At 64.8% G+C, this 26,698-nt stretch carries 23 protein-coding genes and 1 tRNA gene; 16 read left to right on the forward strand and 8 right to left on the reverse strand.

The genetic code is table 11. From position 1 onward, the window contains the following. Positions 1 to 6: 6 nt before the first annotated feature. Positions 7 to 606 (forward strand): 2OG-Fe(II) oxygenase, encoded by a 600-nt coding sequence (locus llg_RS18405; protein ID WP_338286328.1) that lies wholly within the window; start codon positions 7 to 9, stop codon positions 604 to 606. 84 nt (positions 607 to 690) lie between these two features. Here the strand turns inward: llg_RS18405 and llg_RS18410 are convergent, their stop codons facing one another. Next, on the reverse strand, positions 691 to 1,407 hold the full coding sequence (locus llg_RS18410; RefSeq protein ID WP_338286329.1) for a Crp/Fnr family transcriptional regulator: 717 nt from the start codon (positions 1,405 to 1,407) through the stop codon (positions 691 to 693). 93 nt (positions 1,408 to 1,500) lie between these two features. On the opposite strand from llg_RS18410, the gene hmpA reads away from it, so the two are divergent. Next, complete coding sequence (gene hmpA, locus llg_RS18415; RefSeq protein ID WP_338286331.1) at positions 1,501 to 2,721, forward strand: NO-inducible flavohemoprotein; 1,221 nt, start codon at positions 1,501 to 1,503, stop codon at positions 2,719 to 2,721. Positions 2,722 to 2,849: 128 nt separating this feature from the next. On the opposite strand, the gene llg_RS18420 is transcribed toward hmpA, so the two are convergent. Together llg_RS18420 and llg_RS18425 are read right to left on the reverse strand one after the other, a co-directional pair. Next, positions 2,850 to 4,151 (reverse strand): type II secretion system F family protein, encoded by a 1,302-nt coding sequence (locus tag llg_RS18420; protein ID WP_338286332.1) that lies wholly within the window; start codon positions 4,149 to 4,151, stop codon positions 2,850 to 2,852. Between the two features lie 37 nt (positions 4,152 to 4,188). Continuing rightward, positions 4,189 to 5,901, reverse strand: a complete 1,713-nt coding sequence (locus llg_RS18425) for a GspE/PulE family protein (RefSeq protein WP_338286333.1) — start codon at positions 5,899 to 5,901, stop codon at positions 4,189 to 4,191. A 166-nt stretch (positions 5,902 to 6,067) separates the two neighbouring features. On the opposite strand from llg_RS18425, the gene llg_RS18430 reads away from it, so the two are divergent. From llg_RS18430 to llg_RS18440, 3 genes are all read left to right on the forward strand, one after another. Then, positions 6,068 to 6,874 carry an ATP-binding cassette domain-containing protein gene (locus llg_RS18430; RefSeq protein WP_338286334.1) on the forward strand — a complete coding sequence of 269 codons (807 nt, stop codon included), beginning with the start codon at positions 6,068 to 6,070 and terminating at the stop codon, positions 6,872 to 6,874. A 35-nt stretch (positions 6,875 to 6,909) separates the two neighbouring features. Beyond that, a complete protein-coding gene (gene msrB, locus llg_RS18435; RefSeq protein ID WP_338286335.1) occupies positions 6,910 to 7,485 on the forward strand; it encodes a peptide-methionine (R)-S-oxide reductase MsrB in 576 nt (191 codons plus the stop codon). Between the two features lie 136 nt (positions 7,486 to 7,621). Beyond that, a complete protein-coding gene (locus tag llg_RS18440) occupies positions 7,622 to 8,452 on the forward strand; it encodes a trypsin-like serine protease (protein ID WP_338286336.1) in 831 nt (276 codons plus the stop codon). Between the two features lie 7 nt (positions 8,453 to 8,459). On the opposite strand, the gene llg_RS18445 is transcribed toward llg_RS18440, so the two are convergent. After that, complete coding sequence (locus llg_RS18445; RefSeq protein ID WP_338286337.1) at positions 8,460 to 9,386, reverse strand: Gfo/Idh/MocA family oxidoreductase; 927 nt, start codon at positions 9,384 to 9,386, stop codon at positions 8,460 to 8,462. A 51-nt stretch (positions 9,387 to 9,437) separates the two neighbouring features. Then, a complete protein-coding gene (locus llg_RS18450; RefSeq protein ID WP_338286338.1) occupies positions 9,438 to 10,142 on the reverse strand; it encodes a type II secretion system protein in 705 nt (234 codons plus the stop codon). A 202-nt stretch (positions 10,143 to 10,344) separates the two neighbouring features. On the opposite strand from llg_RS18450, the gene tal reads away from it, so the two are divergent. The 11 genes from tal to llg_RS18505 all read left to right on the forward strand — a co-directional run bounded on the left by tal (position 10,345) and on the right by llg_RS18505 (position 24,265). After that, positions 10,345 to 11,307: a transaldolase gene (gene tal / locus llg_RS18455; RefSeq protein ID WP_338286340.1), complete on the forward strand. Its 963-nt coding sequence runs from the start codon at positions 10,345 to 10,347 to the stop codon at positions 11,305 to 11,307. A gap of 138 nt (positions 11,308 to 11,445) precedes the next feature. Further along, entirely contained in the window at positions 11,446 to 11,943 is a 498-nt protein-coding gene (locus llg_RS18460; protein ID WP_338286342.1) for a hypothetical protein, read from the forward strand. 5 nt (positions 11,944 to 11,948) lie between these two features. Beyond that, complete coding sequence (locus llg_RS18465) at positions 11,949 to 13,070, forward strand: M23 family metallopeptidase (protein ID WP_338286344.1); 1,122 nt, start codon at positions 11,949 to 11,951, stop codon at positions 13,068 to 13,070. A gap of 18 nt (positions 13,071 to 13,088) precedes the next feature. Continuing rightward, entirely contained in the window at positions 13,089 to 13,553 is a 465-nt protein-coding gene (locus llg_RS18470) for a RidA family protein (RefSeq protein WP_338286345.1), read from the forward strand. Between the two features lie 61 nt (positions 13,554 to 13,614). After that, a complete protein-coding gene (locus llg_RS18475; protein WP_338286346.1) occupies positions 13,615 to 14,394 on the forward strand; it encodes a TatD family hydrolase in 780 nt (259 codons plus the stop codon). Between the two features lie 122 nt (positions 14,395 to 14,516). Then, a complete protein-coding gene (locus llg_RS18480) occupies positions 14,517 to 16,826 on the forward strand; it encodes a c-type cytochrome (protein WP_338286347.1) in 2,310 nt (769 codons plus the stop codon). Positions 16,827 to 16,925: 99 nt separating this feature from the next. Continuing rightward, entirely contained in the window at positions 16,926 to 17,273 is a 348-nt protein-coding gene (locus llg_RS18485) for a histidine triad nucleotide-binding protein (protein ID WP_338286348.1), read from the forward strand. Positions 17,274 to 17,279: 6 nt separating this feature from the next. Beyond that, positions 17,280 to 17,984, forward strand: coding sequence for an alpha/beta fold hydrolase (locus tag llg_RS18490; protein ID WP_338286350.1), 705 nt, complete (start codon positions 17,280 to 17,282; stop codon positions 17,982 to 17,984). Positions 17,985 to 18,107: 123 nt separating this feature from the next. Then, positions 18,108 to 18,182, forward strand: a tRNA-Arg gene (locus tag llg_RS18495). Between the two features lie 154 nt (positions 18,183 to 18,336). Then, the gene (locus llg_RS18500) at positions 18,337 to 23,013 is read left to right on the forward strand and encodes a ThuA domain-containing protein (protein ID WP_338286353.1); all 4,677 of its coding nucleotides are present in this window, start codon (positions 18,337 to 18,339) and stop codon (positions 23,011 to 23,013) included. Positions 23,014 to 23,113: 100 nt separating this feature from the next. Beyond that, the gene (locus tag llg_RS18505) at positions 23,114 to 24,265 is read left to right on the forward strand and encodes a redoxin family protein (protein WP_338286356.1); all 1,152 of its coding nucleotides are present in this window, start codon (positions 23,114 to 23,116) and stop codon (positions 24,263 to 24,265) included. A gap of 78 nt (positions 24,266 to 24,343) precedes the next feature. On the opposite strand, the gene llg_RS18510 is transcribed toward llg_RS18505, so the two are convergent. The 3 genes from llg_RS18510 to recR all read right to left on the reverse strand — a co-directional run bounded on the left by llg_RS18510 (position 24,344) and on the right by recR (position 26,696). Then, positions 24,344 to 25,138: an AraC family transcriptional regulator gene (locus tag llg_RS18510; protein ID WP_338286357.1), complete on the reverse strand. Its 795-nt coding sequence runs from the start codon at positions 25,136 to 25,138 to the stop codon at positions 24,344 to 24,346. Between the two features lie 51 nt (positions 25,139 to 25,189). Further along, positions 25,190 to 26,023 carry a class I SAM-dependent methyltransferase gene (locus tag llg_RS18515; RefSeq protein WP_338286358.1) on the reverse strand — a complete coding sequence of 278 codons (834 nt, stop codon included), beginning with the start codon at positions 26,021 to 26,023 and terminating at the stop codon, positions 25,190 to 25,192. Between the two features lie 67 nt (positions 26,024 to 26,090). Then, the gene (recR, locus tag llg_RS18520) at positions 26,091 to 26,696 is read right to left on the reverse strand and encodes a recombination mediator RecR (protein WP_338286360.1); all 606 of its coding nucleotides are present in this window, start codon (positions 26,694 to 26,696) and stop codon (positions 26,091 to 26,093) included. Between the last annotated feature and the right edge of the window lie 2 nt (positions 26,697 to 26,698).

Here is a 26,698-nt window from a genome sequence, read left to right on the forward strand (position 1 = left end):
GGGGGCGTGAACTTTGACCCGCTCCTCGACGCCCTCGCCGATCCCGGCTGGATCGCCGTGCCCGGATTCCTGCCCGCCGACCTCGCGCGCTCGGTGGCGGCGGAGTGCGCCGTGCGCTGGGGCGAAGGCGAATTCCAACGCGCGGGGGTGGGTCGCGGGGCCGCACTCGCCATCCGCGAGGACATCCGCCGCGACCACGTGCTGTGGCTGGACCGCTTGAACGCCGGTCGCGCGCAGACCACCTGGCTGGACACCATCGAGGATCTGCGCGTGGTGATGAACCGCGGGCTGTATCTGGGACTTAACGAGTATGAAGGCCACTTCGCGATCTATCCGGCGGGTGGCTTCTACAAGGCCCACCTCGACCGCCACGAGAACACCCAATCCCGGATCATCACCGCCATCCTGTATCTCAACGACGGCTGGCAGCCCGGCGATGGCGGCGAACTGAAGATCTGGACCACGCCAGGCGACAAGGACGGCGCGTTCGAACTGATCGAGCCCCGGCTGGGAACGCTGGTGCTCTTCCGCGCCGGGGATTTCTGGCACGAGGTACTCCCCGCGAACAAAACGCGGATGAGCATCACGGGCTGGTTCCGAGTGTAGCCTGAATGTAGCTGAAAGCTCCGTTTTCAGATTGTCTCCGCCAGCTCCAGTTGGCGGTGGCTGGTTGGGCCGAACGATCCTCCTTCAAGCCCCCTCCGGCTGCAGGTGTTCCTCGAACATCCTCCGCAGGCGAGGAACATCCGGCACCTCGATGCTCCGGGCCTTCACCTCGATCAGGTCTTCGTCCCGCAGCTTGGCGAAGATGCGGGACAAGGTTTCCTGACGGGTGCCGAGTTCAGAGGCGAGCACACCCTTGCGGATGCCGAGCTCGATCGAGGCGGTGGCACTGCCCCCGCAACGCCGCAGGAGCCAATGGAGCAGGCGCGTCTCGGCATCGCGGAGCTTGTAGTTCTCGATGGTGGAGACGAGGTCATGGAGATGGCGGCTGAGCGAGGCCAGCATCCGCAGCGCGAGATCGGATTGGTCGCGGAGGTGGTCGAGGAATGACTTGCCGTGGATCAGCACCACCTCGCTCTTCTCCAGCGCGCGGGTGTGCGCCGGATAGCCCGGCAAACCGGCCACCGCGGGCTCGGCGAAGGATTCACCGGCGTGGATGAGGTGGATCAATTGCTCCCGCCCGCCATCGCCGATCCGGTAGGCTTTGATGAGTCCTTTCGTGACCACGTAGAACCCTTCCACTGGATCGCCCTCCCGGAACAGGATCTCGTTCTTCTTGAGCGGCACCACCCGTGAATAGCCCGCCACCCGCTGGAGATCGGTTTCCGGAAGGCCGCTGAAGATCGTGGCGCGCTGCAACGACGAGGCCAGCGCGGCGAGACGGATCAATTCGGGGTCGTGCATGAACTGTGGAAAATGATCCCCTTTTTGATCCCCATCAAAAGCCCGGAATCCAGCGAATTGGAAAACACCGGGCGCGGCGGTCTGCTGCGGGCGATGCAAACGACAACCCCATCCGCCCTCAGTGACAAGACCATCGCGGTGGTGAAAAGCACTGCCCCCGTCCTGGAACAACACGGGGAACTCCTCACCCGCCACTTCTACGCGCGCATGTTCCGGGAAAACCCGGAGGTGAAAGCGCTCTTCAACTCCAGCAACCAGGGAGGAACCCAACAGAAGGCGCTGGCCGGGGCGATCTGCGCCTTCGCGGCGAATGTCGACCGCCTGGAAGCGCTCGCATCCGCCGTCGAGCGGATCGCGCAGAAACACGCGGGCCTCGGCATCCAGCCGGAGCATTATCCGGTCGTGGGTGCGAACCTGCTGGCCTCGATCCGCGAGGTGCTGGGCGAGGCCGCCACCGATGACATCATCGATGCGTGGGCGGAGGCCTACGGCTTCCTCGCCAATATCCTGATCGGGCGGGAAGGCGCGATCTACCGTGATCAAGCGGAGGCCGAGCACGGCTGGGCCGGGTTCAAGCCTTTCACCATCGCACGCAAGCAGGTCGAGAGCGAGGTGATCACGTCCTTTTACCTGAAGCCCGTGGATGACTCGAAGGTGCCGTCCTACAAGCCCGGTCAATACCTCACCGTGCGGGTGCCGGATGCAGTGAGCGGGACGACGATGCGGAACTACAGCCTTTCCTCCGCGCACTCACCGGAAGGATTCCGGATCAGCGTGAAGGCCGAACCAAGCGGCAGCGTTTCCGGGTTCCTGCATGCGCAGGAGGAAGGGACAGTGCTGGAGATTGGACCACCGTGCGGAGAGTTCTTCCTCGATCTGAACGGAGATCCCACGCGGCCGCTGGTGCTAATCTCCGGTGGCGTCGGCATCACCCCGACACTGGCGATGCTCGAAACGGCGCTGAAGGCGTGGCCGGAACGTGAGATCGTGTTCATCCATGGCGCGCTCAACGGCCGCACCCACGCCTTCCGCGATGCCCTGCTCGATCTCTCGATCGATCACCCGCTGCTCACGCTCCATACCCGCTACAGCTCACCGACCGAGGAGGACCGCGAGCGCGGTGGCTTCGACAGCGAGGGCTACGTCGATGGCGACCTGATCGCGTCGCTGGTGCCGCGCTTCGATGGCGATTACTACTTCTGCGGCCCGAAGCCGTTCATGATCGGTATCTACCGCCAGCTCGCCGAATGGGGCGTGGCCGCGGAACGGATTCACTTCGAGTTCTTCGGCCCGCGCCAGGAGCTGGAGGCGTAGCCGACATCCGGCAGGATCATCTCGGCGGGATGAACGCCGCCCCATCCGATGAAGGGATGGGGCGCGCTCATGGCAGCCAACGAGGGCGCTAGGCCCGGTCGCCCCGGCGGTGCGCCCCTACCTTTTCCTCAGTGCGCGCCGAGGTTCGAGATCGTCTGGAAGATCGCGGTGATCATCAGGTAGGCCATGGTGCCGATGAGGCCAGCCATGATGATGAGGATCGTCGGCATGATCAGCGCCATGATGCGCTGGAGATCCTTGTTCAGTTCCTTATCGTAGCGCTCCGCGGCGCGGCGCAGGGAGATATCCAGCTTGCCGGTCTGCTCACCGACGGAAATCATGTCCACGAACAAGGCCGGGAAGGCCCCGGTGCGGATCAGGGCGCGGGAGAACGCGCGGCCATCGCCGACTTGGTCGATCACGCGATTCAGTTCACCCCGCAGCGAGAGGTTCTGGGTGGCATCCCGGGTCAGCTCGAGCGCGCGCAGCAACGGCAGGCCGTTGCCCACCAGGTTCGCCATGGTTTCGAGGAACTGGACGTAGAAGCGGCTGGCGATCACCGGCCCCATGAGCGGCATCTTCAGCTTCACCCGGTCCCAGGTCGGCTTGTTCGCGTCGTTGTCCTTCCACGCCTTGAAGAACAGCGCCCCGGCGATCAGCAGGATCACGTAAACATACCAATACTGGCCGAGGTGGTTGCTGACCGCCATCATCCACTTGATCGGCAGCGGCAGTTTGCCCCCCGGGGTGCTCTTGATCAGTTCGGTGAGCTGCGGGATGAGGGTGGTGACGAAGACCACGGACACGCCGATGCCGGCGAGCACGAGGAAGGCCGGATAGATCATCGCGAGGATGAGCTTGCTCTGGAGTTCCTGGAGGGTCTTCAGGTAGTGGGCCTGGCGCTTGAGGATGGTGTCGAGCGCGCCGGAAGCCTCGCCGGCGGCGGCCAGCGAGCAGTAGAGCGGCCCGAAGCTGGGGCTCACCCGCTTCAGCGCGGCGGAGAAGTTCATGCCATCGCGCACCTCCTGGCGGATTTTGTAGGCCACGCTCTTGAGGCTGCCGAGTTCCTGGCGGCTCTCCATCGACTTGAGCGCGGGCTCGAGCTGGAGACCGGCGCCGAGCATGTCGGAAAGCTCCTCGGTGAACATCACCACCTCAGCCCGCTTCATCTTGATCGGACCTTCCGGAATCGCGTCTTCCTTGGCCTTCGCCGCGGGCTTGGCGGCCACGCCCTTGTCGTAGTTCGCCTCCGCCTTGGCCTTGTTCTTGGAGGCGGATGGCACCGTGGCCGCCGCGTTCTCCTTCAGGCTCACCGGCTGGAGGCCACGCTTGTCGAGCAAGCGCAGGGCTTCCGGGCGATCGGTGGCGTCGATTTGCCCGGTGGTGACGGCACCGGAGGAATTCAGGGCTTTGAAGGCGAAGACGGGCACGGGAGGACCAGGAGCTGCGGTTGGAAAGGGACCGGGATCAGACGTCGGTGGCGACGTCCGTGGAGGTGACGGAGATGACTTCCTCGATGGTGGTCTGACCCTGCATCACCTTGAACCAGCCGTAGCCACGCATGGGAACGTAGCCATCCTTGATCGCCTGGGCGCGGATCTGATTGTTCGGCGCGCTGTGGGCCACCAGTTCCTGCATGGCGTGGGTGAGGATGGCCACCTCGTAGATGGCGAGACGTCCGGAGAAGCCCGTGTTGCGGCAGCGGTCGCAGCCCTTGGCCGAGTAGGCCTGGCCCTCGATATCCAGCGGAATGCCAAGATCGAGGCGGTCCTGGGTCGTCACCTCGCGCGGCACCTTGCAGTGCGGGCAGAGGCGGCGCACCAGGCGCTGGGCGAGGAAGGCGCGGACCGCCGCGGACACCAAGAACGGCTCCACGCCCATGTCCACCAGACGGCTGATGCCGCCAAGCGAGTCGTTGGTATGGAGGGTCGAGAACACCAAGTGACCGGTGAGCGAGGCGCGGATCGCGATTTCCGCGGTCTCAAGGTCTCGAATTTCCCCGATCATCACGATGTTCGGGTCGGCACGGAGAATGGAGCGCAGGGCCGAGGCGAAGGTGAGGCCGATTTCCGACTTCACGGCGATCTGCATCACGCCAGGGAGCTTGTTTTCCACCGGATCCTCGACCGTCACGATACGGCGCTCCGGGTGGTTCACCTCGCCGAGGAAGGAATAAAGGCTGGTCGACTTACCCGAACCGGTCGGGCCGGTGATCAGGATGATGCCGTTCGGCAGGTGCAGCAGGGACTCGATCTTCTGCCGCACGAAGGGCTCCATGCCGAGCTTCTCGACATTGAACTTCTGCTGGTTGAGGAGTCGGAGAGACACGCTCTCGCCCTCGACGGTCGGCACGGTGGCGACGCGGACGTCGATGGTCTGGCCTTCGAACTGGAGATTGATACGACCGTCCTGTGGCAAGCGGCGCTCGGCGATGTCCAAGCGGGACATGATCTTCAAGCGGGCGATCACCGAGCTCTGGAGCGCCTTGATGTTCTCCGGCACGGTCACCTCCAGCAGGCGGCCGTCGATGCGGTAGCGGATGCGGAGGTTGTCGCTGAGAGGCTCGACGTGAATATCGGTCGCGTGCTGGTCGAGGGCTTCGCGAATGATCTGGTTCACGAACTTGACGACGCTGGCTTCCTCGTCGTCATCCTTGTCGATGACGTTCGCCTCGTCGGTCGCCTCGAGGCTCTCGAAGTCCATTTCACGGCCTTCGAGGATCTGCTCGAAGGTGTCCGCCCCCACCCCGTAAAGGCGGCGGAGGGATTCATGGATACGGCGGCGGGAGGCCATGCACCACTCCACCCGCATCGGGAGCTCCTGGGCGGTGGCCTGGCGGGCGACGAGATTGAAAGGATCGAAGGTGGCCAGCTTCAGGATGGTCTCGCTCCCCTCGCCCTCGATGGAAATCGGCAGCAGGCGGTGGCGGAGGGCGATCCGCGGGCCGCAGGCCTCGCGCAGCGGCAGCGGGGCCTCGGCGGGCGGAATGCTTTCCAGCCACTCCATGCCCAGGTCGTGGGCCAGCTCGCGGAGATACTTCTCCTCGTCCAGAATCCCGGCATCGAGCAGGTCGTCGATCGGAGAGCGTTGGCGCTGGGATGCCCCTTCGAGGACATCCGAGACGGCCTTGAGGTCGTCACATCCGGTGCGGCGGGCGGGTTCGAGCAGGAGCTGGGTCATTCGGCTGGCGGTCTTCTCCCATTAAAACCGCCGGAGAGGCAACTTTGTCTCTCGAAAATGCAGGGAAATGGCGGATTCGCCGATTTTCCACCCCCAACTCCCCTGACCGCCCCCCATTCCTCACATTTTCCGTGCCACCCGGCACCCGGCGTGCATCATCGCGGGCGTGTCTTATTTGGAAGTCCGCGATCTCTACAAGCAGTTCACCAAGCGTTCCGGGGGCCCGTTCTCGTCCTCCACGGAAACGATCCGCGCGGTGGACGGTGTCAGCCTGTCCCTCGAAAAAGGCGAAATCCTCGGGCTGGTGGGTGAATCCGGCTGCGGGAAATCGACCCTTTCCCGAACCCTCATGCAGCTCACCCCGCCGACCTCCGGCTCGGTGATCCTGAACGGCGAGGACCTTTCCAAGCTCCCGCACCATGAGATCCGGAAGCGCCGGCTCGATTTCCAGATGGTGTTCCAAGACCCCTACGCCTCGCTGAACCCCCGCATGACGGTGTTCTCGACGCTGGCGGAGGCGATCAAGCAGCGCCACCCGAAGCTCGCGAAGCTGGCGCTGGTGGAGCGGGTCGAAACCCTGATGGCCACCTGCGGCCTGGATGCCGGGACGATGCGGAAGTACCCGCACGAATTCTCCGGTGGCCAGCGCCAGCGCATCGCCATCGCCCGCGCACTGGCCCCGGAACCGAAACTCGTGATCGCGGACGAGCCCGTGTCGGCCCTCGACGTATCGATCCAATCGCAGATTCTGAACCTGCTCAAGAAGCTCCAGAAGGACCTGGGCCTGACGCTGATTTTCATCTCCCACGACCTCGGGGTGGTCCACTATCTGGCCGACCGCATCGTGGTGATGTACAAGGGCAAGATCGTGGAATCCGGCACCGCCGCGGAGGTGTTCCACCACCCGCAGAACGACTACACCAAGCGGTTGCTGGCTGCGATTCCGAAGCTGGCGGACGCACCGGCCGCTTGATGGGAATTTTCCGGCGGGTTGCGTCTCCCATCCGCATGAGTATGTTGACGCCGATGTTCCACTCCCGCTGGCTTGCCGCTCTCGCGTTCCCGTTGGTCCTCGGATCGTGCAAGGCCGAGGATGCCAACAAAACCGCCATGGAAACCTCCAAGGATGCCCCCGCCCAACCCACCGGCAAGGTCGAGAAGACCGATGCCGAGTGGAAGAAGATCCTCACCCCGGAACAGTACCGGATCCTGCGCCAGGCCGGAACCGAGCGCCCGAACAGCGAGGTCTACGAGCAGTTCAAGAAGCAGGGCGGCGGCACTTACTACTGCGCAGGTTGCGGCGCGGAGCTTTTCACCTCCAAGGAGAAGTTCGACTCCCACTGCGGCTGGCCGAGCTTCTACGACCCGTCCAAGGCCAAGAACGTGATCGCGCGCGACGACTACTCCGGCGGCATGGTCCGCACCGAGGTGTTGTGCGCGAAATGCGGCGGCCATCTCGGCCACGTGTTCAAGGGCGAGGGCTTCGACACCCCCACCGACCAGCGTTATTGCATCAACGGCATGGCGCTGAAGTTCGTGCCAGCCGAGGCGAAGGCGGAGGAAAAGCCCGCCAAGGACAAGTGACCTCCATCGTGCAAATCCCAATGCCGGAAGTCATGGGATTTGCTTGCTACTGTTAGACCCGAAGTTGAGGGTTCGCGCCGTCATGGTACGTTATCTTCCCTGGCTCTTTCTGCTCCCCCTCGCCCAAGGATCGACCATGCTCGATCCGGCCGATGCGCCCGGAGTGACGGCAGCGGATTACCAGAACCTTGCCGCCGGTTACACCTCGGTGGGCAAGGTGGGAGGTTCCGGCCAAGCGGGTTCAGGCGTGCTGATCTCGGACCGCTGGGTGCTGACCGCCGGCCACGTCAGCATCGGCAAGGCGGGCGGCACCTTCACCATCGGCGGCAATACCTACACGGTTTCCACCGCCACGACCTATCCGGGCTTCTTCTCGACCTCGGTGGGCAACGACCTTGGATTGCTCTATCTCAGCGCGCCCGTCACCGGAGTCGATCCGGCGATCATGCTGAGCACCCAGGGTGGCCTGATGGGGGAAAGCTCGGTGTGGGTGGGGTATGGTTTCACCGGAAATGGCACCACCGGCTACAGCTTCGCGCTGAACGAGAAGCGGGCCTTCACCAACGTCATCGATTTTTACGGTCCGAAATACGGCGTCGCCTCGACCTCGTTCGTCTCCGATTTCGACCGCCCCGGCGATCCGACCAGCAACGCGGAGGATTCCAACCCGAGCGCCACGACTCTAGAGGGCAATGTCGCCCCTGGTGACAGCGGCGGCGGGGTTTTCATCAAACGGGGCGGAAAGGATTATCTGGTCGGCACGATCAGCTATCTCGCCAGTTTCGATGGCACCGGCAATGCCGACTACGGCGACCTCAGCGGCGCGACCAACCTCGATTTGTATTACTCGTGGATCGCCCAGCAAACGGGCATCCAAGCGGTACCGGAGCCATCCGTCGGGCTTCTGGCCGCCATGCCGCTCCTCTTGTGCTGGCACCGCCGCAGGCAGCGCCAGGAAGAAGGTTGATGCCGCTTCAGCGCTGGAAGCCATCGCGGATGATCCGCGTGATTTCGAGCGCCACACCGAGAGCCGCGGTACCTTGCTGGCCGCTGACCTTGGGGGCCGCGCCATCGGCCGCGCTGCGGACGAAGGCGTCGAGCTCCAGCTTCAGGGGCTCGCCCGGCTCCACCTCGACGGCACCGCGCAGGATCTGCATGCCATCCCGCCAGTGGACCTGGCCGGATTGCTCCTGGTAATCGAGCGAGAGATAGCAGTCCTCCTGAAACACACGGATCTTCCGCATCTTGTCCGGGCTGATGCGGCTGGCGGTGACGTTCGCCACGCAGCCATTTTCAAAACGGATGCGGGCGTTGGCGATGTCCTCGTTTGGCGTCAGCACGGAAACCCCGACGGCATCGATGCTGGCGATCGGCGAGTTGACCAGATGGAGGATGATCTCCAAATCGTGGATCATCAGATCCAGCACCACGCCGATGTCGATGCTGCGGTTCGGAAACGGAGACAAACGGTGGGCCTCGATGAAGCGCGGATGGGTCAGCTTCTTTTCCAGTTCCCGCAGCACGGGATTGAAACGCTCGATGTGCCCGATCTGGAGGACCTTCCCCGTACGCTTCGAGGTTTCCACCAGCACCGCGGCGTCCTCCACCGTGGGAGCGATCGGCTTCTCCATCAGCACGTGAACGCCGAGCTCCATCAGGCGGCAGCCCACCTCGCGGTGCGCCACGGTGGGCACCGCCACGCTGGCCACGTCACAAAGACGGGCCAGCTCCTCGAGACTGGAAACCGGAGTGGCGCCGAACTCCCGGGCGATTTCCTCGGCCCGGGCCGCATCCGCATCATACACGACGGTCAGATCGACGTCGGGAAGCTGCGAATAGACCCGGGCGTGGTTGCGCCCCATGGCTCCGGCACCGGCTACTCCGGCTCGAGTGTTCTGCATGCGCTCTTGCTAGACTGACATCCGGCGGGAGGGCAAGCGCGGGAAAGACGATCAGCGGTACGAGATGACATCATCGGAGCCCGCGAGGCCGACCACCTTGGTGGGATCGGAGGCCGGGTTGCCCTTCTTGCCGTCCTTGCCGTAGGTCCACATCACGTAGTCCTGGTCGCGCGGCTTGTAGTCGGTGTATTCGCCGGCCTTGCCGGTATCGAGGAAGCGGTCCTTCACGCCGCCGGCACCTTCCTCGGAGTCGTTCTGGAACGGCGGGGCGTTCACGGCGATGATGATCTCCTTGCCCCACGGGTCATAGAGAATGCCATCGGGGCCGAGGCCGCCCTTCTTGTTCGCGGCAAGGGTGAAGCTGCCGAATTCCTCCTCGTTCTTATTAACCGACTTGATCTTGTCCGCGATGTCCTTGAAGTGGATGGTGTCCTTCGGCATCAGCGCGCCCATCACGAAGTTGTTTTTCTCCTCGGAGGTGGGTAGGCTGTAAACGGTGTCCTTGCCCTCGGTGCGGGCGGATTCCGGAAGCGGCGGGCGGTTGTATTCGCCGATGAAGGCCTGGAGACCCACGGAAAGCTCGCGGAACTGGCTCAACGCCTGGGTTTGCTTGCCCTTCTGAATGGCACGGCTGGCAGCCACCGAGGCCAGGGTGGCAAGGACCGCGATGATCGCGATCACGACCAGCAACTCGACCAAGGTGAATCCCTTGGAGCGGAAATGGGGGTTATTGATGTGGGTTTTTTTACAATCCATTCCGGGAAGCTAGGTGGCGATTGCCGGTTTGTCCATTCCCCGGGCGGGGCGAGGCCGACGTTTCACGCAACTGGCCCTGGAATCTCCGGACGCAATCGGGGAATCCATGCAGGGGACTGCCCGGACCCATGAGAGCAACGAATCACATGACTCCTCTTTTTGCCTCGCCAGACCGGAGGTTTCCCCCTACTTCGGCGCCGCCATGAGCGCTACCCAACTTGATCAACTCAAGGAGTTCACCACCGTCGTCGCCGACACCGGCGATTTCGAATCGATGAAGGCTTACCAGCCGCGCGATGCCACGACGAACCCGTCGCTCATCCTCCAGGCCGCCGCGAAGCCGGAATACCGCCACCTCGTCGAGCAGGCCGTTTCCGAACTCAAGGGTGGTTCGCTCACCGGCGAAGCCCTCACGGAAGCCGTGCTGGACCGCATCCTGATCCTTTTCGGCCTCGAGATCCTCAAGATCGTGCCGGGCCGCGTGTCCACCGAAGTGGACGCCCGCCTGTCCTTCGACACCGAAGCCACCGTTTCGAAGGCCCGCGAGCTGATCGCCGCCTACGCGAAGGAAGGCATCTCCAAGGACCGAGTGCTCATCAAGATCGCCTCCACCTGGGAAGGCATCAAGGCCGCCGAAATCCTCGAGAAGGAAGGCATCCACTGCAACCTGACCTTGCTGTTCTCCTTCGCCCAAGCCGTGGCCTGCGCCGAAGCCGGCGTGCAGCTGATCTCGCCGTTCGTCGGCCGCATCCTCGACTGGTACAAGGCCTCCACCGGCCAGACCTACGAGGGCGACGCGGACCCGGGCGTGATCTCGGTGAAGCAGATCTACACCTACTACAAGAAGTTCGGCTACAAGACCGAGATCATGGGCGCATCCTTCCGCAACAAGGGCGAGATCCTCGCCCTCGCCGGCTGCGACCTCCTCACCATCAGCCCGGGCCTGCTCGGCGAACTCCAGGCTTCGACCGAGCCGGTCGAGCGCCGCCTGACCGCCGAATCCGCCGCTTCCGCCGACCTTGAGAAGGTTTCCTTCGACGAGAAGAGCTTCCGCTACTCCTTCAACGAGGACGCCATGGCCACTGAGAAGACGGCCCAAGGCATCCGCGGTTTCGCCGCCGACATCGTGAAGCTCGAGAAGCTGGTGAACGACATCATCGGCTGATCGCCACAGCGATCCGTTTTTCGAAAAGCCGGAACCTCGCGAGGGGTTCCGGCTTTTTCGTGGATCGGCCGGGGAAGCACCCGCTTGCTTTTTGCTTCCGGCCCGGCGGGTTCCCCGCTCCAATCGCCCGCACACGCCATGAACCGTCGATCGTTCGCTTGTTTGCTCCCGGCCTTGTTCTGCCTCCTCTCCGTCCCGGCCTGGGCCGGCGGCAAGGCGGGCGAAAAGGCATCCGTGACCTTCCACATCGAAGCGGACCGCAACGACAACCCGAAGCTCATCTTTCCGGAGCCGGTGGGAGGCAAGGAGCGGATCTTCCGCCGCCTGCCGGATGTCACCCTGAAGGACGTGAAGGATTTCTCCCCCTTCCAGGCCAGTGACGGCACCACCTATGGCGTGCTCATCACCCTGAAGGACAACGCCGCCACCCGCCTGGCCGCGCTCACCGCCACCAACCCGGACCGCTATCTCCTCGCCATGGTCAACGGCCGGGCCGTCGACGCGGTGTTGATCGACAAGCAGGTCACCGACGGCAAGCTGGTGATCTGGAAGGGCATCACCGCCCTGGAGATCCAGGAGTGCGACAAGCTCGTCCCCCGCCCCGGCGCGAAGGACAAGGACAAGAAGAAGAACTGAGAGCCATGAGGTTCCGCCGCATTCTTGCCCTCCTGGCGCTGTCCGCCTCCCTCCTCCAGGCCGGCCCGGAGGAGATCCGCCTGCCCACCGCGAACGATTTCCTGTTCAAGGGCCAGCCGGACAAGTTCTACATGTACATCGACCGGGATTTCGAGAACCAGCACACCAAGGCCTGGGAAGGCGGCGGTTACGGGTTCGTCCGGAATCCCGCCCGCATCAATGGCGAGGTGGTGATGTGCAAGTTCCACGAGGGCATCGACATCGCCCCGATGGAACGGGACAAGGCGGGCAACCCGCTGGACATCGTCAACAGCATCTCGGACGGCACCGTGGCCTACATCAGCCCGGCCGCCGGTGGCAGCAACTACGGCAAATACGTGGTGGTGGAGCACAACTGGGACCACACCGCCGTCTACTCGATCTACGCCCACCTTTCCGAAATCACCTGCAAGCCGGGCGACCCGGTGAAATGCGGCGCGCCGCTCGGCAAGATGGGCTTCACCGGCGCGGGCATCGACCGCACCCGCGCCCACGTCCACCTCGAGATCGTGCTGAAGATCTCGGACCGCTACGACGACTGGAACAAGGCGATCGGCGGGGCGAAGAACGTCCACGGCAATTTCAACGGCCAGAACTTCACCGGTGTCGACGCCGCCAAGTTCTTCCTCGAACGCCGCAGCAACCCCGCGCTCACGTTCAATGCCTTCGTGGCCTCCACGCCGGTCCACTTCCGGGTGACGGTGCCCTCGAAGGGCATCATCCCGGAGTTCGCGCGGCGCTACAACTGGATGCTCCATGGCGATGCCGACAAGGCGAAGTCGTGGGAGATTTCCTTCAGCGCCACCGGCCAGCCGGTGTCCTTCGCCGCCAGCGAGCGGGTGGTGCCGGGACCGATCATCACCTACCTGACCAACGCCTCGATCCCCCACCAGTATCTCACCCGCGGCCTGGTGAAGGGCGACAACGGCACCGGTTCTCTTTCCGCCAGCGGCAAGCAGCTCGTGGCGCTGGTGAGCGACGATTTCCCGGTGGCCCCGCCGGAGAAGCCGGATGGCAAGCCCGACAAGACGGACGCCAAACCGGACAAGCCGGTGTTGGTGAAACCGCAGAAACCGCGCGCCAACTGATTTCCTTTTTACGACCCCATGACTGACAACACCCTCGCCAAGATCGAGTCCCTCGGTCTCAAGCTGCCTTCCGTTCCCGCCCCGATCGCCGCCTACGTGAACTGCGTGCGCACGGGAAACCTGCTGTTCCTTTCCGGCGGTCTGCCGATCGATGGCGACCGCAAGGTCATCGGCCAGGTGCCGGGCCAGGTCTCGATCGAGGAGGCCTACGAAGGCGCCCGCATCATCATCCTCAACCGCCTCGCCATCATCCGCGATGAGATCGGTTCGCTGGACAAGGTGAAGCGCGTCGTGACGCTCAACGGCTTCGTGAGCTCCGCCCCGGACTTCTACGACCACCCGAAGGTGGTGAATGGCGCGTCCGAACTGCTGGTGGAGATCTTCGGCGAGCGCGGCAAGCACACCCGCACGGCGCTCGGCGTGAGCGCGCTGCCGCTGAACGTGGCGGTGGAAATCAACCTCATCGTCGAGGTCGAGGACTGATCGTCCCCGGTGGTTTTACGGTCATGGTCCGGTGATCGATGGTGTATCGTCCATCCCGGCCATGACCTTGATCGATGCCCACAATCACCTGCACGACCCACGGCTGGGCGATCCCGAACCGGTGATCGCCGCCATGCGGGAAGCCGGGATCACCCGCTGCATGGTGAACGCCACCTGCGAGGCGGATTGGCCCGTGGTCGGGGCGCTGGCGAAGGCCCATCCGGATTTCATTGTCCCGGCCTACGGCATCCATCCGTGGAAGGCCCACCTCGCGGAACCCGGCTGGACCGACCGCCTGCACGCGCTGCTGGATCGGTCACCCGGCGCGGCGATCGGCGAGTGCGGTTTGGACCGCTGGGTGAAGGAGCCGGACATCGCCACGCAGGCTCCCGTGTTCGAGGAGCAGTTGCGGCTGGCCCGCGAGTTCGACCGGCCGGTGGTGATCCATTGCCTGAAGGCATGGCAGCCGTTGTTTGAATCGTTCGAACGGGTGCCGCCGCCGCGACGGTTCCTGATGCACTCGTTCAATGGCTCGATCGAAACGGCGCGGCGGCTGATCCCGCTGGGAGCCTACTTTTCGTTCTCCGGCTACTTCCTCCAGCCGCGGAAGGTGGAGGTGGTGGAGACGTTCCGAAAACTGCCGGTCGACCGCGTGCTGGTGGAAACCGATGCCCCGGATATGTTGCCGCCGCCGGAGTTCATTTCCCATCCAATGGAAAACGGAGTGAACCACCCGGCAAATCTGAAGGAAATCGCGAACGAATTCTCCAAGTTGATGGGCATTTCGTCCAAGGAAATGATCGATCGGACGGCCCGCAACTTTGGCGGTTGTTTTGGTTGAGACGGATGGGTAGGTTACGCTCCCGGTTCAGAATTTGACAAATTTCATGCAACTGGGAAAGGATGGCCCGGAGCAAGCGTAAGCATGCCCGCCCTGTCTGCTATTTTCTCATCGCAAACCCCATGACCACCCGCCTGGCCCTCGCCGCCCTACTGGCCCCTACCCTCGCGTTCGCCCAGCAGGGCAACCGCAAGGGGCACGACAACATGTCCCCCATCATCCCGCTCGACCAGGTGCCGAAGGCCCCGGTCCTGCCGGTGCAGGAGGCGCTGAAATCCTTCCAAATCGCCCCCGGTTTCGTGATCGAACCGTTCGCGAGCGAGCCGATGGTGGTCGAGCCGGTGGCCCTCGATTTCGATCCCGCCGGCCGTGCCTGGGTGTGCGAGATGATCGGCTTCATGCCGGACATCGATGGCAAGGGTGAGGACGTGCCGCAGGGCCGCATCATCGTGCTGGAGGACACCGATCACGATGGCAAGGCGGACAAGCGCACCGTGTTCCTGGAAAAGGTCCTGCTGCCGCGCGCGGTGGCGGTGTTCCCGGATGGCGTCCTGTTCGTGGACAACTACCGCCTGCTGTGGGTGAAGCGTGATGGCCTGAAGGCCGTCGGCGAGCCCGAGGAGGTCGCGAAGGACTGGATCGCCGGCGGCAAGGGCGGCAATCCCGAGCACAAGTCGAACGGCTTGGTCCGTGGCCTCGACAACTGGCTCTACAACGCCAAGTCCGACAAACGCATCCGCCGCATCGACGGCAAGTGGGTGGTGGAATCCACCCAGAACCGCGGTCAGTGGGGCATCTGCCGCGACGACTACGGCCGCCTCTATTACAACGACAACTCGACCTTCCTGTGGGGCAACCTGGTGGCCCCGAACCTGCTCGAAGGCAACCCCGGCGTGAGCTTGAAGGTGAAGGATTTCACCCAGCTCGGGCCGAACTCGACCTGGCCGATCCGCGTGACGCCGGGCGTGAACCGCGGCTACATCTCGAAAACGAACGGTTACAACGAGGACACGCTCGACCCGAAGTCCTTCAAGCTCATCAACGCCACCGCCGCGTCCGGTCCGATGATCTATCGCGGGACGAATTTCCCGGCGGAGTGGTACGGCCGCGGGCTTTCCCCGGAGCCATCGGTGAACCTGGTGAAGGCGATCCAGATCACCGACTCGAACGGCAAGCTCACCGGCAGCCATCCCTTCGGCAAAACCGAGTGGCTGGCCTCCACCGACGAGCGCTTCCGTCCGGTGAACCTCTACAACGCGCCGGATGGCACCGTGCTGCTGCTGGACATGCACCACGGCCTGCTCCAGCACAAAACCTACATGACCACCTATCTGCGCGAGCAATACACCAGCCGCCTGCTGGACAAGCCCGCCGATGGACAGGGACGCATTTTCCGCATCCGCTACAAGACCGGCCCGCTCGAAAACGCCACCGACCTGACCAAGCTGGACGGCGAGACGCTGGTGAAAATGCTGGCGCACAAGAACGGCTGGCAGCGCGACATGGCGCAGCGCCTCCTCATCGAGCGCAACGACGCGTCGGTGGTGCCGCTGCTTGAAAAGCTGGCGGGCGTGGAAGGATTCCCGATCGGCAGCATCAACGCGCTGTGGACGCTGGAAGGCCTCGGCAAGCTCACCGCCGTGCCGGTGACCAGCGGTCTCGGCTCCAAGGACCCGAAGGTGGTGTGCTCCGCGCTGTGGGCCTCGACCAAGCTGTCCGACACCGAGCTCAAGAAGGTGGCCGACCGCATCACGAAGCTGCAACCGGCCAACGACGAGGTGAAGATCTACCTGGCCCGCGCGCTCGGACCGGTGGGCACGCCCGAGGCCTTCGCCAAGCTCTCCGACCTGGTGGCGAAGGATGGCAAGGACCCGCTGGTGAAGGCCGCCGCCTACTCCGGGCTCAAAGGCAAGGTCGCCGATTTCAAGAACGCCACCGCGGGCAAGCTCAACGACCCAGCCTTCTTGGCCTGGCTCGACCAAGGCCTGAAAGGCCCGGTGGTGCAGGTGTCCGGAGCCGGCTTGAGCGGCGAGCATCTCGCCTCGTTCAATCGCGGCAAGGCGATGTTCGTCGGGGAAGCCGCCTGCTTCGGTTGCCACGGCGCCGATGGCCAGGGGCTGCCGAACCTCGGACCGCCGCTCGACAAATCCGAGTATGTCACCGGCAGCCCGGAGCGTCTCGCGCGGATCCTGCTCCATGGCATGAGCGGTCCGGTGACGGTGAATGGCGAGACCTACACCCCCGCCGGCGAAATGCCCGCGCTTTATCCGAATCCGGCGATGACCGATGCCAAACTGGCGGACGTGGCCACCTACGTGCGCCACGAGTGGACGAACACGGCGGAGCAGGTGCAGCCGGAGGTGTTCACCAAGGTGCGCGCCACAACCAAGGACCAGGTCGGCCGCCCCTACACCGCGGAGACGCTGAAGTAACCGCAGGCTGTCTTTTCCAAAGCCCGCTTCCGAATCCGGGGGCGGGCTTTTTCGTGCGCCCCCTTGCCTCCCCGCCCGGGTGATGCAAGACTCCCGGCGATGGCCGACAAGACCCTCTTCGAGAAGATCTGCGACAAGGAGATCCCCGCGAACCTCGTGCATGAGGACGAGCTGTGCGTGTGCTTCCGTGATATCTCGCCCCAGGCGCCCGTGCATCTGCTGCTGGTGCCGCGCAAGCCGATCCCGCGGGTCGGCAAGGCCACGGCGGAGGACCAGGCGCTGCTCGGCCATCTGTTGCTGACCGCCGGGGAGATCGCCCGCCAGGAAGGTTTCGCGGAGGCGGGTTACCGCGTGGTGTTGAACAATGGTCCGGACGCGGGCGAGGCGGTGCCCCACCTGCACGTCCACATCCTCGCGGGTCGCAAGCTCGACTGGCCACCCGGCTGATCCGCCATGCGACGCCTTCTCGCCATTCTCGGCCTCGTTTCAGGACTGCTGCTGACGTCCTGCGTCCCCAGCTTGCCCGCGTCGGAAACCGGCACGCTCAAGAACGGGCGGGCGCGAGTGGTGTTCGTGCACGGGATTTTCCAGAACGGGAACCTGAGCTTCGGTCTGCTGCGGCATCGGCTGGAGGACAAGGGCGTCGCCTGCTACGCGCCGTCGCTGAAGCCCGCCGACGCGCACGAGGGCATGGCGAAACTGGCGGAGCAGTTGAAGGCGGGCATCGACCGGCAATTCGGGCCGAAGGAGCGGATTTCGATCGTGGGCTTCAGCATGGGCGGGCTGGTGGCGCGCTACTACCTGCAGGAACTCGGCGGCGCGAGCCGCTGCGACGCGCTCTACACCGTGGCAACGCCGCACCATGGCACGGAGACCTCGCGTTTCTACGGCGGCCAGGGCGCCCACGAGCTGCTGCCGAACAGTGATTTCATCCAAGCCCTGGCGCGCAGCGAGGACCGTCTCGGCTCGATCCCGGTGGTCTCCTATCGCAGCCCTTACGACCTGGTGATCCTGCCTCACGACAGTGGCGTGTGGGACCGTGCCGAGAACATCGAGGTGCCGGTGCTGGCCCATCCGTGGATGACCCGGGCGGGTCCGGTAGTGGATGACATCGAGCGCCGGATCACGGCGTCGCTGAAGCCGGTGCCGGGGCGGTGAGGCCGGGGTAGATCACCACTGAAGCAAGTTGGAAACTTGCTCTACTTCCCTAGACTTCTCCTTGCCAAGCCGGGGAGCCGGGGCTAACACTTCCGCCCGCACCGCCACCGGTGCGATGGAGATGGTCCCGTAGTCCAACGGATAGGACGATGGCCTCCGAAGCCGTAGGTACAGGTTCGATTCCTGTCGGGACCACCACTTTCGATTCCTCCACCACGTTGGCCGGGATTCTGCATCAAGGACTTCGGACGGTCGTGCCGTGACGAAATGACTGTCCATCCCCGCCCATCTATGATGGGATCGTGCGTTCACGTCCTCCCCCGCGTCGCCGGCCTCCCCCACCGGAACGAACATGAATCTCCCCCGACTGCTGTTCGCCCTATTTCTGGTGATCGCCGGTATCTGCCCCGCGTGGGCGGACCGGATCAAGGTCCTCGTCATCGAGGGCGCGAGCAACCATGACTGGCAACACCGCCAGAAGATCCTCAGCGCGATCCTCTCCCGCGACGGCTCCTTCGAGCTGACCTTCGTCACCACTCCCGGGGCGGCGAACGATCCCGCCTGGGCGACCTGGTCGCCGAATTTCGCGGCCTACAACGTGGTGCTGTCCGGCTACAGCAATGGCGCGGGCGGCCAACCACGCTGGCCCGCGACGGTGGAAACGGCGCTGTTGAACTACGTGAACGGCGGCGGAGGATTCATCGCCTTCCATGAGGCGGCGGATTCGTTCGCGGATTGGTCCGGCTACGGCGACCTGCTCGGATTGCGCTGGAGCACCACCACGGCGGGGAAATCGATCGTGGTGAATGCCAACGAGACGCTGCAAACGCTTCAGGCCGGGCAGGGTTCCTACACCAGCCACGGCGACCGCACGAACGTGCTGGTGAAACGCCTCGGCAACCACCCGATCCACGCCGGGCTGCCTGCGTCGTGGATGGCGGCGAGCCTGGAGGTGTGGCGCTATTGCCGGGGGCCGGCATCGAACACGACGATCCTGTCCTATGCGAAGGATCCCGAGACGCAGATCCAGTTTCCGGTGGAATGGACGGTGAACTATGGAGCGGGGCGCGTTTACGCTTCGAGCTACGGCCACGTTTTCGCCGGGGAAACCGCCCCGGAGGGGATGCGCTGCGCGGCCTTCCAGGAGCTGCTGGTGCGGGCGCTGAAGTGGTGCGCGGGCGTGAATCCGGCGGCCACCGTGCCGGCGGATTTCCCCACGACCACCGCGGTGTCGATCCGCCCGAACATCGAGGGCTTCAGCGGCTTCGGCGGACCGAAGGCGGTGGGCGCGTTTTCGAATGGCGTGCTGCCCACGCTTTCGATCGTCCCGACCGGTGTGGTGGTGGAGAAGGCGTTTCCGGCGCTGTCGTGGGACTCGCCGATCGACGCGCGGGCGTGGCCGGGGACTCCGGGCAACCTGCTGGTCGCGGAAATGGACGGCCGCCTCTACAAAGTGGCGGACAACGACAGCGCCACCACCCGCCAGCTCGTCCTCGATATCACCGACCGCGTCTGGTACCTGAACTGGGACAACGACAACTACGGCGAGAAACACGGCGGCATCTTCTCGACCGTCTTTCACCCGAAGTTCGGACAAGGGCTCGGGAAGGACTACCTCTACGTCTACTACCTCCACAACGACAACGACCAGCCGAACGCGAACCCGCCGTTCTACGACCGGCTGGCGCGCTTCACCTGGAACGGCACGTCGTTCACGCCATCGAGCGAGCTGATCCTGATCCAGCAATACGACACCACCAAGGGCCACGAGGGCGGCGGCATGGCGTTCGGCGCGGATGGTTTCCTCCACATCGCGTTCGGCGACGAGGGCACGGAAAGCGGCGACTCCAGCCCGCACACCCAGAAGATCAACGACCGAGCCCGCTCCGGGATCTGGCGGCTGGATGTGGACATGCAGGGCGGGGCCATCAGCCACCCGATCCGCCGCCAACCGGGCGGCTCCGGTTCCTACACCCAGGGATACTACGTCCCCAGTAGCAATCCGTGGCAGGATGCCACCGGCGGCACCTTGGAGGAATTCTACGCCATCGGCCTGCGCGAGCCGCACCGGATGAGCTTCGACACCACCACCGGCCTGTTCTGGATCGGCGATGTGGGGGCCAGCAACCGCGAGGAGGTCGATGTGGTGGATGCCGCGGGACTCAATTTCCAGTGGAACTACCAGGAAGGCACCGCCGCGGGGTTCCGGGCCGCGCCAAGCCCGCTCATCGGCACCTCGCGCGGGCCGGTGTACGATTACTCCCACAGTGTCGGGAGTTGCATCATCGGCGGCCACGTTTACCGCGGCACGGCGATCCCGACTCTCTCCGGGAAGTATCTGTTCGGCGACAACGGCACGCAGTTGCTCTACGCGCTGGATTACAACACCGCCACGCAAACGGTGGTCTCGGTCGAGCAGTTCGGACAAGGCCGCGCCGGAGCGCTGTGGGACGGGATCTGCTCGTTCGGCGTCGATTCCCACGGCGAGCCACTGCTGCTCCAGATGGGCGCGGGCGTGACGGGCGGCGGCATCATCTCGCGGATCAAGCCGCAGGGCGCGCCCGGTGGTGGCACCTGGACCTATCCCGCGAAGCTGTCGCAGACCGGCGTGTTCTCCAATGTGACCACCCTATCCCCCGCCCCCGGCCTGATTCCCTATGACGTCAACATGCCGCTGTGGAGCGCGGGCATGGAGAAGAAGCGCTGGGTGATGATCCCGAACGACGGCATCCCGAACTCCGCGGCCGAACAGATCACCTACAGCGAGAACGATGCATGGCAGCTCCCCACCGGCACCGTGTTCGTGAAGCACTTCGCCCGGCCCGACACCGGTGCGGCGCTGGAAACGCGGCTGCTGGTCCACGGCACCGATGGCTGGGGCGGCGTGACCTACAAGTGGCGCGCCGATGGCACCGATGCCGACCTGCTTGAAAACGGCGGCACCGAGCAGCTCCACATCGGCGCGAACACCTTTGAGTATCTCTACCCCTCCCGCGTGCAATGCAACCGCTGCCACACCGCCGCCGCGGGTCCGGTGCTCGGGTTCCGCACCCGCCAGTTGAACCGCGATTATGCTTATCCCGGAGGTTTCACCGCCAACCAGATCGAGTCGCTGAGCGTGGCAGGCTACCTGCCGCAGACACTCACGGCGAGCTCGCTGGCCAACGTACTCACCTCCGCCGGAGCGCACGATCCCACCGTGACGGACGAACGCTGGGTGCGCTCGTATTTCGACAGCAATTGCTCGCACTGCCACCACCCGGGCGGGAGTTCGCGCGCCTACTTCGATGCCCGTTTGACCACGCCGCTGGTGAACCAATCGCTGATCTGCGGCCCGGTGATCGATGGCCTCGGCAAGCCCAACGCCGCGGTGGTGAAACCCGGCAACCTCGACAGCTCGATCCTGTTCCAGCGCATGAATACGATCGACGAGTGCTGCTCCATGCCGCCGCTGGCGAAGGGAATCGTCGACCAGGAAGCGGTCACGCGGGTCGCCACCTGGATCCTCGGCATGGACGCGAACTCGTGCACGAAGACGCAGAGCTTCTACGGTGGCGGCACGCTGGGCATGCCCGGCACCACGCCCGCGGGAGCCCATGGGCCGGACGGCTGGCACTCGAACATCGTCATCAACGAGACCTCGACCTACACCAACACCACCGGCCGGGCCATCAGCGTGGTGATCGACCGTTTCAAATTCAACGCCGGCCGCACCGGCGACCCGGTCACGCCGTTCCTCGTGAAGGTCAATGGCGACAACAACTTCACCGTGCTGGCGATCGGCACCACGCGGCTGGTGTATGGCCTCGGCTTCAACGACCTGCCATTCTCCGATGGGGCCACGGTCATCGCGCTGCAACCCGGCGACAAGATCGCGACCGGCTTCCTCGACACCTACCCGAACGGCAGTGGCGGCACGCTGGCGGGTATCATCGACTGGCGCGACGGCGGCGCGGAGATCTGGTATGGCGGCGGAGACTACGACAACAACGCCGGATCAGTCACCCTCGGCCAGGCCCCGCTGCCGGGTGCGAACGTGATGACCAACCTGCACCGCGATTACTTCTACACGATCAGCTACCTCATCACGGAGCTCCAGCTCGGCAATGGTCCCGCCGCTCCGGCCGGAGCCGCCGCCGATGGCGCGAACTCGAACCTCGTCATCAACGAGAGCGACATCTTCACCAACACCACCGCCGTGCCGATGATCGTTAGCGTGGAGAGGTTCCGTTTCCATGCCTCCCGCGTCACCGATCCGCTCACGCCCTTCATCGTGCGGGTCAATGCCGACAACGATTTCACCGTGCTGGCGATCGGCACCAGCCGCAGCGGTTATAGCTTGGGAGCGAACGACCTGCCCTTCTCCAACACCCCGGTGCGGATCTCGATCGGCCCGGGCGAGACGGTGGCCCCCGGGTTCATGGACTCGCTGCCGGACGGCACCGGTGGCACTCAGAACGGCGCGGTGTCCTTCACCTACGGCGGGGACTCGATCTTCTACTGCTACGACGTCACCAATGTCGGAAGCGCCATCACCGTCGGACAGGCACCGGTGTTGCGCGGCTATCCGCTGACCGACCAGGTGCGCAGCTATTGGTTCTCGGTCTCGCTCGGGTTCGGCGGCCAGGAGGACGAGGACAACGACGGGCTGCCGGACAGTTGGGAACTGGCCTTCACCTCCTCGCTCGCCACCTTGTCCGGGACCAAGGACTCCGATGGCGATGGCATGAGCGATGCGATGGAGCGCCAAGCCGGAACCAACCCGCTGGACCGCACCAGCCTGCTGATGCTGCTCGATGTCCGGCCAGAATCGGCCAGCCAGGGCGCGAACGTCGATCTCCGCACCGTGCCGGGGCGCAGCTACAGCGTGAAGCTCTCCACCAATCTCCAGACCTGGACCACGGTGGCCACCTGCAAGGCCGCCAACTGGCCCGCCACCACCACCCGGATCACCCTGCCGCCCGCGCTGCTGCCCGCCGGGGCGGACAAACGCTTGTTCGTGCGGGTCTCTCCGGTCACCGGGAACTGACCCACGCGGGACGCGGGTGGATCTTTCACGAACAAACGTCCCGGCGTGTTTTTGTGATTTGAATTTGCCTCCCGGCGGCCCGGGGGATTGGGATGGTGGCATGACATTGCTGCGCTCCGTCTCCTCCCTCTGGCTGGCCGCCGTGGTGGCCGTTTCCGCCGCCGATGCCCCGAAGGTCCTGCCGATCGGTTCCCCGGCCCCGGATTTCTCGCTGCCCGGCATCGATGGCAAGACCCACACGCTCGCCGAATACTCCTCCTCGAAGGTGCTGGCCGTGATTTTCACGTGCAACCACTGCCCGGATTCCGTCGCCGCCGCCGGCCGCACCGAAACCCTCTACCAGACCTTCAAGGACAAGGGCGTGTCCGTGGTGGCGGTGAACTCGAACAACGAGATCGGCCTGCGTCCGGATGAACTCGGCTATTCGCCCTACGGAGACTCCGAGGCGGAAATGAAGCCCTTCGCCAAGGACCACGGCTGGACCCTGCCCTACCTCTACGACGGCGCGACCCAGGGATTCGCCATCGCCTGCGGCGCGCAATCGACGCCGCACGTGTTCGTGTTCGATGCCGATCGCAAGCTGCGCTACACCGGCCGCATGGACGACGCCGGTCGCTCGAAGGCCCCGGTGGAAAAGAGCTACGTGGTCGACGCGATCAACTCCCTGCTCGCCGGCCAGGAAGTGAAGGAGCCGGTCACCCGCTCGCTCGGTTGCTCGACCAAGTGGCTCACCAAGAAGGACGCCGTGGCCGCCGACCAGGCCGCCTGGGAAGCCCGCCCGGTGACCGTGGCCGACCTCGATGCCGAGATCGCGAAGAAGCTGCGCTCGAACACCTCGAAGAACGTGCGCCTGATCAATTTCTGGTCGACCACCTGCGGCCCGTGCGTGGCGGAATTCCCGACGCTGGTCGACACCGCCCGCCGTTTCGAAACCCGCGGTTTCGAATTCATTTCGGTGAGCTTCGATCCGAAGGAAGACCGCTCGAAGGTCGAGAAGTTCCTCACCAGCCGCCACGCCGCGGTGGTGAAGGAGAACGAGAAGTCGCTCCAGGACGAAGGCCGCACCACCGGCAACTACCACTGGACCGGCGGCAATCCCGACAAGTGCGCGGAAGCCATCGACTCCGAGTGGACCGGTGCCCTGCCGCACTCGATCCTCGTCACCCCCGGCGGCAAGATCGTCTGGCGCCAAAGTGGCGAGGTCGATGCCGTGGAACTGCGCCGCCAGATCCTCAAGGCGCTGGAGTCCTGAGCAACCCAAGGAGCAGGGACATTCCTGTCCCGTTCTTCGCTTTCCGAACCGGGACAGGAATGTCCCGGTTCTTTTGTCTCACCGCCCCCGGACCTGCTGGCGGAAAGCACCGGGCGGCATACCGGTGAAGCGGTGGAAATGCCGGGTGAAGGCGCTCTGGTCGCAGAAGCCGGTGGCCAGCGCGATGTCCGACAAGGGCTCGTCGCTGGTCGCCAGCAGATGCAGGGCCTCGTCGATGCGGGCCTTCATCACGAGCTGCTTCGGCGTGAGGTGGAACAGGCGCTCGGTCCACTGCGCGAACTGGCTCGGCGAAAGGCCGCTGGCCTCGGCGAGTTCCGCCAACGAGGGCGGTTCGGCGATTCGCTGCTGGATGAGCTGGAGCGCCTTGGAAAGCTCCGGGAAGCCGCGGTTTTTCGCACCGCGGGACGAGGTTTCCACATCGCGGGAAACCCCCAGCACCCCGGACGCCTGGACGGCCCCCGGTGCGAAGATCGGATACTTGCTGGTGAGGCACCAACCGCGGCGGCGGCCCGGGTAGAAATGCAGCTCGAGCTGGTCGATGAGCGGCTTGCCAAGGCGGATCACGCGCTCGTCCTGGCGCTCGTAGAACGGAGCCAGCGTTTCCGGGAAAAGGTCGGACGGACGCTTGCCGATCAGCGGGGCTTTTTCAAAAAGCCCGCAGCGGTCGACCAGCGTGCGGTTCACCCACAGGTAGCGTCCTTCCCGGTCCTTGATGAAAAAGACCAGCCCGGAGAGGTCGTCCAACAGTCGTTCGAGAGGAAGCGGCACGCTGCCGCCGGGTCCCGCGAACGAGGCCGCGAGTTCTCCCGCCCACGAGGTGGCGGGATCGGACTTCTGTGGCTTCGAAATCATTTCAAATCAGTCGATTGGAATCATTGAAACCGCAAAACCGTAACGGGTCTTTCAGCCCAGGCGCAAGGCCTTGAGAGCGATGAACATGGGGAATTCCTTCGCGGCACGGTGTTCGCCGCGGCTGCGGGGACCGGGCTGGGAGCGGCGATGGCTGTAAAGCTCTTCGCATGCCACCACGCCGAGTCCGCCCTGGCCGAGCGCGCTCAGAAGCTCCGACAGCGGGCGGTGGTGGAACATCGTCAGCTCGCCCGATTTCCGGCCCGGATGAGTGGTGATCGGGATGTCGAGCTGGGAACCGTAGCGGTCGAGGCGGCGGTACTGGATCTTGTGCTCGGCGTCCCAGCCCCAGTGGGACTGACGCGGGATGCGGAAGCACGGGTGCATGAAGACCATCACGGCGCGGCCGCCGGGTTTCAGCGCCTTGGCCACGTTGCTGAACATCGCCACCGGATCGGGCACGTCGTGGACGGCCATCAGGCAGGTGGCGGCATCGTGGGAGGCATCCGCCCACTTCCCGGGCTGGCAGGCATCGGCGGTGAAGAACTTCACCCGCGGGTTCTGGCCATGGCGCTTCTGGGCGGCCTCGATGAGCTTCGGGCTGGCATCGACCCCGGTGAAACGGGCGATCCCGGTTTCCAGCAGCGGCCGGACCAGCACGCCCTGGCCGCAGCAGACGTCGATCACCGACTCGCCTTCCTTCGGGTCGAGGAGCTTCAGCGTGGCGGGCAGGATGACGTGCTTGTGGTAGTCCGAGCCATCCTCGCCGACGAGTTTGTCATACCAAGCGGCCACCGGGTCCCAGCCCTTGTCCTTGGGAGGCGGCGGCGGTCCGGGGCGCATGGGCTGGCCGGGACGGCGGAACGGGCGACGGGGAGGACCGGGCATGGTGGAAGTTGAGAGCTGAAAGTTGAGAGTTGAGAGACAGAAGGCCTGAGGGCCAACCCACCTTGTGTCAGAACGCGCGGCGGCCTTCGAGCGCGCGCATCAGCGTGAGTTCGTCAGCATGGTCCAGTCCACCGCCCGCGGGCAAGCCCTGCGCGATGCGGGTGATGCGGCAGTCCTTGCCGCGCAGCAGGTCGGCGAGGTAGTTCGAGGTCGCCTCGCCCTCCACATCGGCCCCGAGCGCGAGGATCACCTCGACACCGGGGGTGGCATCGAGACGGGCCACCAGCGCCGGAATCCGCAGGTCCTCGGGCGAGACGCGGTCGAGCGGCGAGAGTTTTCCGCCGAGGCAATGGTAGCGGCCTTTGAAGGCACCGGAACGCTCCAGCGGCAGGACGTCGGTGGCCTGTTCCACCACGCACAGCACGGAGGGATCGCGCTTCGGATCGTCGCAGATCCCGCAGGATTCGCGGGTGGCGAAAAAGCCGCAGACCTCGCAGGAGATCACGGTTTCCTTCGCCGCCTGAAGAGCCTCGGCGAGGGCCAAGGGCTCGGCACGCGGGTGCTGGAGCAGCCAGATGGCGATGCGTTCGGCGCTGCGCGGACCGACACCTGGCAGGCGCTTCAGTTCGCCGACCAGGGCGCTCACCGCCTCGGGATATTCCGCGCGTGCCATGG

This window comes from Luteolibacter sp. LG18, assembly GCF_036322585.1.
In the GTDB taxonomy this organism is placed as follows: domain Bacteria; phylum Verrucomicrobiota; class Verrucomicrobiia; order Verrucomicrobiales; family Akkermansiaceae; genus Luteolibacter.

Excerpts from the sequence above, each read along its gene's own strand:
- llg_RS18410 (WP_338286329.1), bottom strand. The coding sequence starts at position 1,407 with ATGCACGACCCCGAATTGATCCGTCTCGCCGCGCTGGCCTCGTCGTTG.
- hmpA (WP_338286331.1), top strand. The coding sequence starts at position 1,501 with ATGCAAACGACAACCCCATCCGCCCTCAGTGACAAGACCATCGCGGTG.
- llg_RS18425 (WP_338286333.1), bottom strand. The coding sequence starts at position 5,901 with ATGACCCAGCTCCTGCTCGAACCCGCCCGCCGCACCGGATGTGACGAC.
- msrB (WP_338286335.1), top strand. The coding sequence starts at position 6,910 with ATGAGTATGTTGACGCCGATGTTCCACTCCCGCTGGCTTGCCGCTCTC.
- llg_RS18440 (WP_338286336.1), top strand. The coding sequence starts at position 7,622 with ATGCTCGATCCGGCCGATGCGCCCGGAGTGACGGCAGCGGATTACCAG.
- llg_RS18445 (WP_338286337.1), bottom strand. The coding sequence starts at position 9,386 with ATGCAGAACACTCGAGCCGGAGTAGCCGGTGCCGGAGCCATGGGGCGC.
- llg_RS18450 (WP_338286338.1), bottom strand. The coding sequence starts at position 10,142 with ATGGATTGTAAAAAAACCCACATCAATAACCCCCATTTCCGCTCCAAG.
- tal (WP_338286340.1), top strand. The coding sequence starts at position 10,345 with ATGAGCGCTACCCAACTTGATCAACTCAAGGAGTTCACCACCGTCGTC.
- llg_RS18460 (WP_338286342.1), top strand. The coding sequence starts at position 11,446 with ATGAACCGTCGATCGTTCGCTTGTTTGCTCCCGGCCTTGTTCTGCCTC.
- llg_RS18465 (WP_338286344.1), top strand. The coding sequence starts at position 11,949 with ATGAGGTTCCGCCGCATTCTTGCCCTCCTGGCGCTGTCCGCCTCCCTC.
- llg_RS18470 (WP_338286345.1), top strand. The coding sequence starts at position 13,089 with ATGACTGACAACACCCTCGCCAAGATCGAGTCCCTCGGTCTCAAGCTG.
- llg_RS18475 (WP_338286346.1), top strand. The coding sequence starts at position 13,615 with ATGACCTTGATCGATGCCCACAATCACCTGCACGACCCACGGCTGGGC.
- llg_RS18480 (WP_338286347.1), top strand. The coding sequence starts at position 14,517 with ATGACCACCCGCCTGGCCCTCGCCGCCCTACTGGCCCCTACCCTCGCG.
- llg_RS18485 (WP_338286348.1), top strand. The coding sequence starts at position 16,926 with ATGGCCGACAAGACCCTCTTCGAGAAGATCTGCGACAAGGAGATCCCC.
- llg_RS18490 (WP_338286350.1), top strand. The coding sequence starts at position 17,280 with ATGCGACGCCTTCTCGCCATTCTCGGCCTCGTTTCAGGACTGCTGCTG.
- llg_RS18500 (WP_338286353.1), top strand. The coding sequence starts at position 18,337 with ATGAATCTCCCCCGACTGCTGTTCGCCCTATTTCTGGTGATCGCCGGT.
- llg_RS18505 (WP_338286356.1), top strand. The coding sequence starts at position 23,114 with ATGACATTGCTGCGCTCCGTCTCCTCCCTCTGGCTGGCCGCCGTGGTG.
- llg_RS18510 (WP_338286357.1), bottom strand. The coding sequence starts at position 25,138 with ATGATTTCGAAGCCACAGAAGTCCGATCCCGCCACCTCGTGGGCGGGA.
- llg_RS18515 (WP_338286358.1), bottom strand. The coding sequence starts at position 26,023 with ATGCCCGGTCCTCCCCGTCGCCCGTTCCGCCGTCCCGGCCAGCCCATG.
- recR (WP_338286360.1), bottom strand. The coding sequence starts at position 26,696 with ATGGCACGCGCGGAATATCCCGAGGCGGTGAGCGCCCTGGTCGGCGAA.